At 60.3% G+C, this 9,121-nt stretch carries 7 protein-coding genes; 2 read left to right on the top strand and 5 right to left on the bottom strand.

The window, feature by feature from the left end; translation table 11 throughout:
• Positions 1 to 56 precede the first annotated feature (56 nt).
• From ACEW8N_RS10550 to ACEW8N_RS10535, 4 genes are all read right to left on the bottom strand, one after another.
• Entirely contained in the window at positions 57 to 2,189 is a 2,133-nt protein-coding gene (locus ACEW8N_RS10550; protein WP_373499779.1) for an esterase/lipase family protein, read from the bottom strand.
• Positions 2,190 to 2,310: 121 nt separating this feature from the next.
• Entirely contained in the window at positions 2,311 to 3,642 is a 1,332-nt protein-coding gene (locus ACEW8N_RS10545; RefSeq protein ID WP_373499778.1) for an OmpP1/FadL family transporter, read from the bottom strand.
• Between the two features lie 253 nt (positions 3,643 to 3,895).
• The gene (locus ACEW8N_RS10540) at positions 3,896 to 5,866 is read right to left on the bottom strand and encodes a sigma 54-interacting transcriptional regulator (protein WP_373499777.1); all 1,971 of its coding nucleotides are present in this window, start codon (positions 5,864 to 5,866) and stop codon (positions 3,896 to 3,898) included.
• A 134-nt stretch (positions 5,867 to 6,000) separates the two neighbouring features.
• On the bottom strand, positions 6,001 to 6,576 hold the full coding sequence (locus ACEW8N_RS10535) for a polysaccharide deacetylase family protein (protein ID WP_373499776.1): 576 nt from the start codon (positions 6,574 to 6,576) through the stop codon (positions 6,001 to 6,003).
• Positions 6,577 to 6,590: 14 nt separating this feature from the next.
• On the opposite strand from ACEW8N_RS10535, the gene ACEW8N_RS10530 reads away from it, so the two are divergent.
• Positions 6,591 to 6,905, top strand: a complete 315-nt coding sequence (locus tag ACEW8N_RS10530) for a transposase (protein ID WP_373499780.1) — start codon at positions 6,591 to 6,593, stop codon at positions 6,903 to 6,905.
• The gene (locus ACEW8N_RS10525) at positions 6,869 to 7,489 is read left to right on the top strand and encodes a transposase (RefSeq protein WP_373499775.1); all 621 of its coding nucleotides are present in this window, start codon (positions 6,869 to 6,871) and stop codon (positions 7,487 to 7,489) included. The genes ACEW8N_RS10530 and ACEW8N_RS10525 overlap by 37 nt, the downstream gene beginning before the upstream one ends.
• Positions 7,490 to 7,960: 471 nt before the next feature.
• Here ACEW8N_RS10525 and ACEW8N_RS10520 read toward each other — a convergent pair whose 3' ends face one another.
• The gene (locus ACEW8N_RS10520) at positions 7,961 to 8,935 is read right to left on the bottom strand and encodes a lysozyme inhibitor LprI family protein (RefSeq protein WP_373499774.1); all 975 of its coding nucleotides are present in this window, start codon (positions 8,933 to 8,935) and stop codon (positions 7,961 to 7,963) included.
• Positions 8,936 to 9,121: the final 186 nt, after the last annotated feature.

Below are 9,121 nucleotides of genomic sequence, written 5' to 3'. Positions count from 1 at the left end.
GGCAGACCCTGGCCGCCGATGGACGTCGGCAGGTCGAGCCCGATCCACCCGCCCCTTCATTGGCCGCTCTTTCCCGGCGCCGCCGCGTGATCGAGGAGGATCCGCCGGATCTCCTCGATCACCTCGGGCTGCCCCTGGCAGGAGTGGTTCCACCGGACCACCAGCTCGGAAACCGCCTCGTCGATGTGGGCGCTCTGATACGCCACGACGCCGTCGTTCCCCTCCTCCTTCGGGCCGTCCCCCTTCACCGCGATGATCGAGTGCGCCGGAATCCGGGACGGCACCGGGATGGACGCCAGGAGGCGGAGGCCGGGGTTGTTTGGGTTCATGTTGTCGATCGCCGTCGGGGGCCGGCGGAGGACTGCGACCAGCTTCTCGTCGCCGGTTGACGCAACGGCATCGGCGAGCCCCCCGAACACCGACAGGGGCAATGTCACGAGCCAGGCCGCGATCGCGCCCACCCGCCGGCCGGCCAGGATGGCGCCGTGGTGAGGCGTCGAAATAAACACCAGCCGCTCGACGAAGGGCAGGGGCGTGACGAACGCGGTCTGCTGCAGGAGCGCTCGGGTCTCGGGACTGACCTCGATCTCATCGAACGGCTTGCTGCTGATGCTGTCCCAGAACCGTGTCCCGCTGTCGATCGCGGTCATCTTCGTCAGAAGGCCTCCCTGGCTGTGGCCGATCACCACCATGCGGCGGAGCGCCGGATCCCTGTCCTCGGGATCGAGCTCCCGCACCGTGTCCGTCAGGGCCGCCCGCAGCCGCCCCGCCGAGAAGGCGATAGGGTTGCCCGTGTCATAGAGAAACACCCAGATCTGGAACCGCTGCCGGATCCTGGGATCCCCGTTGAGTTCGTTGATGAGTTCGGCCCAGCGCGCGGGGCTCGAAGCCGTCCCGTGCACCAGCACCAGGGGGATCTGCCCGGGCCGGTAGGGACGCAGCATGAACAGGCCGTCCTGGGCCCTATCTCGCGGGAGCCGGCCGGCGATGGTGCCCCCCCGCAGAAAGGCGGCGATTTCCATCGCATAGAGCGGGCTTTTGTCGAGGGTGTAGGCGAGCGCGGCGGTTGTGTCGGTCTCGAGCGGCTGGACCTGTCCGTCCACCGTGACGGTCGCGGCCTGGTCCGCGGGGTGCAACTCGATCCGTCCCCGGATCTGCCCGCCGGCGAGGCTCGCCCTTACGTCCTCGATCCGCAGCAGCAACGTTACCGCCACTTTCGTCAGGGGCCCGATCCGCTCCGCCCCGACGACCTTCGCCGCCCCGTGGCCCGGCGCCAGGGAGGCCGCCAGAGAGGCCCCGAGCCCGGGGTTGAGATAGCGGTTCCGGAGGCCCCGGACCTCCAGGGTCGTCGTCGAGACCAAATGCTCGAGCCGATAACCGCCCCACGTCAACTCGGACTCGTCCAGGGTGAGCTGGAGCGCCCCGAACGGGAGTGTACGCTTTCCCGGAGCCAGCCTCACCTCGATTCGCTCCACGCCGGCGCCGGTGGGGCCGCCGCCGCTCCCCCCACTGTTGTGGCGCGTCGCGGCCAGCCCCTGGACGACGGCCTGATTGTACAGATCGTACGCCAGCCGCAGCCGGGGATCCGATGGCTGAAGCCGCAGGCCGGCGGCATCGCCCGGGAACAGGAGTGCCCAGGCGTAGACAGCCGACGCCAGGAAATGTCCACGGTTCCTCGTCCGCTCCCCATGGAGAAAGGAGAGCTCCGCCAGCGCAAACAGCCGGTCGTCATCTTCGGCGGACCCCAGCCCGCCATGCAGCTCGGCCAGCACCGCCAGCGGTTCCTCCTCGAACCGATCCAGGAGCCCGAGCCTTCTCAGCACCGTCTTCGAGGCCTCGGACGGCTGCCCAGCCGAGAGCGCGCTTTTGGTGTTAAGGCGGTAGCCGGTATGGATGTCCACTGGATTCACGCCGACCGGCGTCGCGCATCCCGAGGCGGCCAGCGCGAGCACGGCGAGCCCAATGCCCCACACAACAGCCGATGCGGGATGCCGCCGCTTCAACGAGCCTGCTGTCCGCAACCTGCCGTCCCCCGGCGCCCGGTTTCCCCTCTCTTCCTGAGAAGCCGCCATGACCCGAAGGCGATATCGCGGGGGCTGACCAACGGGGAGTTCTTCGCCGCGTCCGAGTCTGGGGTTCCGGAAATTTTCCCCGACAGACGAATTGGGATCCACTTGATGTGCTGGCATGGTGTTTCCTTTCCTATCCATAACAGGATGATGCCATCCCGACTTGATGAGACTACCGCGGTGTTGCCCGGTCGTGACAATCGGCGAGATCATTTTGAACCGACTTGCGTGCCCTCCTGCTTCAAAACTTCCAGTTGCCGTACAGCGCGAGGAACACGGTCCCCGTGTCATCGTAAGTGCCGACGAGGTCCCCGCGCCCGCCGAGTGCGACCGGCGCCTCGCTCTCCAGGTTGACGTCGAGGGTCCCGCCATACAGATACTCGGCCGCAACGCCCCAGGAGAAGGTCGCGCTCGCCTGGTGCTCGGTGCCCACGCCGAAGCGCCAGGCGGAATTCACCGGCAGCAGCGGCGAGACGTCTGAGCCGCCCTGGAATTCCGAGTCGTAGGCGATGCCGAAGTTGAGCAGCCAGGGCTCGCTCAACCGATACTGGGCGCCCAGGGCAGCGTGCCAGGTGTCCTTGAAGTCCAGATCTGTCGTGATGCTGGTGGGATTGAGCACGTTGTCAATGCCTATCTGCACCTGGCCGAACTTCGACCACTGCTGCCAGCCCACGCTGCCGAGCGCCGCCCAGCGATCGTTCACCTGGGTGAAGATGCTGCCCATCAGCTGCTGCGGCACCTTGATCCCGACATCGATGTTCGCGTTCAGCATCCCCCTCCTGTTCAGGAGGGTGTTGAGACCCGGCGCCAGGTTCGAGAATTCCGCCGGCGCGTCGAAGTCGAGGTCGACCTGGGAGTTCCAGGTGAGCCCGATCCGGCTGCCGGCGGTGATCTCATACAGCAGCCCGAGGTTGACGCCCCAGCCCCATTCGGTGTCATCTATTTTGAGCTGGCCGTCGCCGAAGGCGGGAAGGAGGTTGTTGATCGCCACCTGGTTCTCGTAGCTGCCGTACATAGCGTTTACTCCTGCCCCGAGCGAGAGTTTATCGGTCACCCTGTAAGCGATCGAGGGCAGGAACGACATCCCGAGCAGGGTCGTCTCCTGAACATAATAGCGCCCGGCCCAGTCGTCATCGTAATTCAGGGGTGCCCCGAAGTTGCCGGTGAGGGCAAACCCGAGCTTGAGCGCGGGCGACACACTGTAGCTGAGGAATCCGCCGCCGCCCGGAAACCATCCGTCCGAGCCCACGGCATGGCCGCCGTCGACGTCGCCGAGCCCCGGTGCGGTGCCGGAGTCAATGGAAAACTGGGTGTTGCCCCAGAGCACCTGCCCCGCGCCCACATACTGCGTGCCCTCCAGCCGCGTCATGCCGGCAGGGTTGGTGAACACGGTCGAGGCGTCCTGCGCGCGGGCACTGTAGCCCGCCGAGCCGAGTCCGACCTCGGCCGTGCCGACCTCGTAGGTGATCAGGCCGCCGGCCATGGCCGGCCCGGTGCTGAATGCACCCAACCCAATCATGGATGCGATCGAGATGCGTTTGAAGACGCGATGGATTCCTTGGAATGCAAACATAAAACATCTCTCCTTTGCATGATGGAATTTGAAATCAGGCGCCCTGAGGGTGGTATCGATGAACCCCTCGGTCAACCTCAGGTAAACCAAGAATCGTACCATCGGGGAAGGGCGGCCACGAAAAAAGACAACCATTCGGGAACATATTATAAATTATCGCCGAGAAGGTCTGGTTGCGGGGAATCAAGGTGCCCCGTTCCCTCAACATGCTGCGGATCCGCAACATATTGAGGGGGCGGGTTGTGCAGGCGAATTACTCGGGGCGGCGGATGCCCAGTTTTTTGATCCGGAAGCGGAGGGTACTCGGGTGGAGTTTCAGGATCGCGGCGGCGCCGGACATCCCCTCGATTCTCCATCCGGTCTCGTGGAGAACCCGCAGGATATGCTCGCGTTCAGCGGCCGCCAGATCCTTCAGCGGTTCGTCCCGTGAATCGATGGGCACGGCGGAACTCAACCGGCCGGCCATCGCGAAAGAGCGCCCGGAGGTGATGATCACGCCCCTCTCGATCACATGCTCCAGTTCCCTCACATTGCCGGGCCAGTCGTATTTGAGGAACGTCTGCATCGTGGCCCTGGGGATGCTCTCGATCTGCTTGCCCATCCTGCGGGCGTATTTTTCCGTGAAGTACTGGGCGAGCAGCGGGATATCCTCGGTCCGCTGCCGGAGAGGGGGGATCGAGATGGGGAAGACGTTGAGCCGGTAGAAGAGATCCTTCCGGAACCGCCGCTCGCGGACCTCCTCCTTGAGGTCCCGGCTCGTGGCGGCGATCACCCTGACGTCCACCGTTACCGTCCTGGCGCTGCCCAGCCGTTCGAACTCCCCCTCCTGGAGGACCCGAAGGAGCTTCGACTGGAGCTCCAGGGGCATCTCGCCGATTTCGTCGAGGAAGATGGTGCCGCCGTCGGCCACCTCGAAACGTCCCGCCTGGCGGGCGTGCGCGCCCGTGAAGGCGCCCTTTTCGCGTCCGAAGAGTTCGCTTTCGATGAGGTTTTGCGGCAGGGCCGAGCAGTTCACCGTGACGAGGGGCCGATCCTTGCGGGCGCTCAATTGATGGATGGCGTTGGCCATCATTCCTTTGCCGGTCCCGGTTTCGCCTTGAAGCAGCACGGTGGCGTCGGTGGAGGCGACCTGCCTGGCCGATAAGATCACGGATTGGAGGGCCTTGCTGACGCCCACGATCTTCTCGAATCCCTGTTCGATCCGGAGCTCCTCGCGGAGGTAGAGATTTTCGTTTTCGAGCCGGCGCTTCAGCCCCTCGATCTCCTTCAGCCGCGCCTGGATCTCACCTTCCATCCGCTTCAGCGCGCTGATGTCAAGCGACACGCCCATCAGGCAGTCCGGCCCTCCGGCCGATCTGCGATACCGCTGCCCGCTGGAAACCATCCATCGAATGGTCTGGTCGGGGAGCAGAATGCGGTATTCGTACCGGAGGTCTTCTCCGGACTGGGCGGCATGCTGTACCGCCCGGTCGACGGCTTCACGATCCGCGGGATGGATTGCCTCGAGAAAATGGTCATAGGTGAGCGCTTCATCCGCAACAAAATGAAACAGTTCCCGGGTTTTGGGGGTAACCCAGACACGGCCGGTATCGATCTCCATGCTCCACAGGCCCGCCCCCGCGGCATCCATCGTCAGGCGCAGGCGGGCTTCCTTCTCCCGCAGCTCAAGGTCCGCGCACTTCCGGCTCAATGCATTGGCGAATACCTGCGCGACCAGATTGAGCTGCTTCACGAGTGGTTCGGGCCAGTCGCGTTCCGCATGCAGGGTATCGAAGGTGAGCACGCCGATGAACGGCCCGCCGCCCGTCGAGAGGGGGATCACCACCGACGATTTGACTCCGTAATGGCTACGGGTTTCCTGGTCGCGCGCAGCTTCCGGCGGCAGATCTTGCGAGGAAATCGCAAGCGTCTCGCCGCGCAACATCCTCTGAAACTGCCAGGGAAACACCTCTTGCGCATCGATCCGGTCCGGACGCGTCGGACCTTCCGGCGGGCTATGAAGATGCGTGAGCGCAAGCAAAGGCGGGGTTTCGGCCGACCATTGCCACAGTGCGGACAGGTCCAGCCCGAGGCATTCGCAGATGCGGCGCTGGGCATCTTCAATCTCGCCGTCGATCTCTTCCGCAGGCAGGTTGATAAAGCGCGTCGAGATTTCGGACAGCAGCGTCTCGAATTGCAGACGCGCTTCCAGTTCTTGCCGCAGGTCGGTTTCGGATTGTGCCATGACATCCCCTCTGTCGCCGGACCGGCCGGAGCGTTATGCCGAATACGCACGCCGGCGACCGTGTTGCCCCGCCGAAATGCCTCACGGAGGCGCGGGCCATCAATTGGGGTGATTAGATCGAATGACTGGATATGTCAATCAAAAGGAAGCACCGGATGCACCAGCCCGGCGTCCGGGCGCCGACCCACCCCCGCACGCCGGCCCATGACGGGTTTCCCGATCAGCTCCGGCAGGGGGAGGATGCGGAGATGTTTTTTCCTGAGCCCCCACAGCAGCCGGTCCACCTCGCCCAGCCAGAGACGGCAGCAGTCCGGGTTGCCGGGCCGGACGTCGTGGAGCAGGAGGATGTCATCGGCCCGCACCCGGGCCAGGATTCTCCGGGCCAGATGCCGTATCCACCGGTTCCCGCCGTCGCCGGCGCGGCGGGTGAAATTCACGACGTACATTCCAGAGCCCGAAAGCACCTCCCCAAGCCTGGGGCTGGTGATCCCCACGGGCGGCCGGAAGGCCAGGGGGACGACGCCGAAGGGTGCTACGGCCGCTTGGGCCGCCTCGATTTCACGGGCTAGGATGGCCGTGGATTTGAGCATCACCAGGGTATCATGACGATAGGTATGGTTTCCCACCAGGTGGCCGTCGGCAAGGATGGCCCGGATCAGCTCCGGATGCATTTCCGCCTTTTTTCCGATGACAAAAAAGGCTACCGGCATCCACCCAGTTCGAGATCGTCGCCCAGGTCGCCGATACCGTCGAGCCCGTCTTCACCGAGTTGATCCGGACAGCGGCACAGGGGGATGTCGTCGACAACGACGACACCACCATGAAGGTGATAGAGCTGATGCGGGAGAAAGATCCGGTCCGAAAAGGCATGTTTACCACCGGAATCCTCTCGACCACGGCGGATCATAACATCGCCCTGTTTTTGACCGGCCGGAACCACGCCGGCGAAAACCTGGAAGACCTGCTCCAGCAGCGCGGGGACCGCAGTCCGCCCATCCAGATGTGCGACGCCTTTCCAGAAACATCCCCAAAAACCTGAAAACCCTGCTGGCCAACTGCCTGGTTCACGGCCGCAGAGGCTTTATCGACGTGATGGACAGCTTCCCGGAGGAGTACCGTCACGTTATTGAAACCCTGGCATCGGTGTATCAGAACGACCACATTGCCAAAGAGCAAAACATGATCCCCCATGAACGGCTGCGCTTTCATCAGGATAAGAGCGGGCCGCTGATGACGGATCTCCACACCTGGCTCGATACCCAACTCAAAAAAAGCGTCGAGCCCAACAGCGGCCTGGGCCAGGCCATCGCCTACATGCTCAACCACTGGGAGCCCCTGACCCTTTTCCTCAGGGAGCCCGGAGCGCCCCTGGACAACAACATCTGCGAGCGGGCCTTGAAAAAGGCCATCCTGCACCGCAAGAATGCCCTGTTCTATAAAACCCTCAACGGCGCCAGGGTCGGGGATCTGTTCATATGCCTGATCCACACCTGCAGCCTGAACGGCGTCAATCCCATCGCGTATCTCACGGCCCTGCAGGAACACGCCGCTGAAACAGCCAAAACCCCAGATCAATGGCTCCCCTGGAACTATACCGCCGCAATGCAGCCAAAAACCCCCTGAATCCGCTGATCACCTCTCGCAAGACCAACCGATAGGGCGCCCCTGTGAACAACCGGGCGCCACGCCCCCTCGCGAACTTTTTTTGGCCTGGGCACGCTTGCCGAAGGGACACGATCTTTTTTTGCGAGGGTGTTGATATGGCCCACAAAGCCCATGTTCGATAACATCCTGCAACACTATCTCCATCATCACCGGTTTCCCACGGCATGACCGCACTGGCTGCGGAGGATGGCGATGATGAAGTAGAAGGATACGGAAAGGAGATCTATGGCATTGTCGAACATACCGCGGCGGCATGCTGGGTCATCGCAAAATCAATGTGACGGAATGGGAAAATTTGGAGGGCAGGGCCGGACCGGGTAATGTGTGGCTCCGGCCCGGCTTTTTCACGTGGCCTAAGCAGACTTTTAGTCTGGGAATTGTACAATTTTTTCCCATTAAAAACGAAGCGGCGATATATGACATTACAAGCTAATTGTTGATTGAGATGATCGCCTTTTCATCAAACCAAATTGCTCCATTTCCAAACATGATTCCAATATCCCTATAAAAAATGTCTGTGAATTCTTGCTGAGCAACAGCATCCTTAACCTGTGGTGTAATAATATTATGATAATTTTCTATAAACTCCTTGTTGGATGATATCTGGGTTTTAATGCCGTTTAAATTGACCTTTATCGGGTAGGTAATTAGAGTGGCGAGGCGTTCACGGTGATCCAATTTAACAGTATTTTTAATTATGCAAAACTTTCTAAAAATTGCATCTCCAGATGTGTTGAAATATTGCCCTACCTCTTTAATTTTGTCAGTTAACGCCGGAGATAATGTTTTGAAGTACTCGGTTGTGAAAAATGTATTTAACTCATCGATTCGTGTTTTATATGAATTCAGCATACAGAGAGCGTCTGAACATGTATCTCTTTGATATTTCATCCAACTAAGCTGATCTTTCTTTAACCATTCCTGGTCAATAGCTTGTTCTCGCACCTGGCTATAAACCTCTGCAAGCTGTCCGTCAGCTGCTGATAATTGAGGATTTGAGCAAATGAGTTTTTCAGATTTTGTGCTGGCTTTTTTACAGTCAAAACTAGCTGAATATGCATGATATTCTTTGTTGATAGAATCTGTCCTTTTAAACGCTATGCTCCTTTCCTCGGGAGTTGAGTCGCTTGATGTGGGTAACTTTTGATTTCCATCGGAACTCAGGGGAGCAGATTGAATGGGTTGGGATTTTGGAGGGGGAGAAGTTCCATAATTGTCATTAAAACTGGGGGGTTTTAACAATGTGCTGCTGTTCTTTCCAATATCATTGTTAGGGGTGGAAAGCTCATGATTTTCCTTGGCAGGAAGCTGCGTGGGGCTAACTGAATGTATTTGTGTCGGTATATGTGTAGTACCAGGAGCGGAATGATCTTCAGCACCATTGTCAGGCTTTATTTTGATCATTTCAATAAGTTCATTTTTCTTCTCAGTTTCAACTTGTGTACCCTTTTGTAGCGCGTTTCTTTATATTGCCTGAAAAACGCCAAAAATTATCGCGGTCGGCTACCCTGTGGAACGATGGCTGGGGATGTGAGCATGAGAAAAGATCTTTCCATCAGACAGCAGGAACCGCCCGATGCCTCCAATCCT

Source organism: Desulfococcus sp., from assembly GCF_041737845.1.
In the GTDB taxonomy this organism is placed as follows: Bacteria; Desulfobacterota; Desulfobacteria; order Desulfobacterales; family Desulfococcaceae; genus Desulfococcus.
The sequence above is the reverse complement of the archived record's forward strand: the minus strand, read 5'-3'. Positions and strand labels throughout refer to the sequence as shown.

Coding starts and splice junctions, on each gene's coding strand:
- ACEW8N_RS10545 (WP_373499778.1), bottom strand. CDS start 3,642: ATGTTTGCATTCCAAGGAATCCATCGCGTCTTCAAACGCATCTCGATC.
- ACEW8N_RS10535 (WP_373499776.1), bottom strand. CDS start 6,576: ATGCCGGTAGCCTTTTTTGTCATCGGAAAAAAGGCGGAAATGCATCCG.
- ACEW8N_RS10550 (WP_373499779.1), bottom strand. CDS start 2,189: ATGCCAGCACATCAAGTGGATCCCAATTCGTCTGTCGGGGAAAATTTC.
- ACEW8N_RS10540 (WP_373499777.1), bottom strand. CDS start 5,866: ATGGCACAATCCGAAACCGACCTGCGGCAAGAACTGGAAGCGCGTCTG.
- ACEW8N_RS10520 (WP_373499774.1), bottom strand. CDS start 8,935: ATGATCAAAATAAAGCCTGACAATGGTGCTGAAGATCATTCCGCTCCT.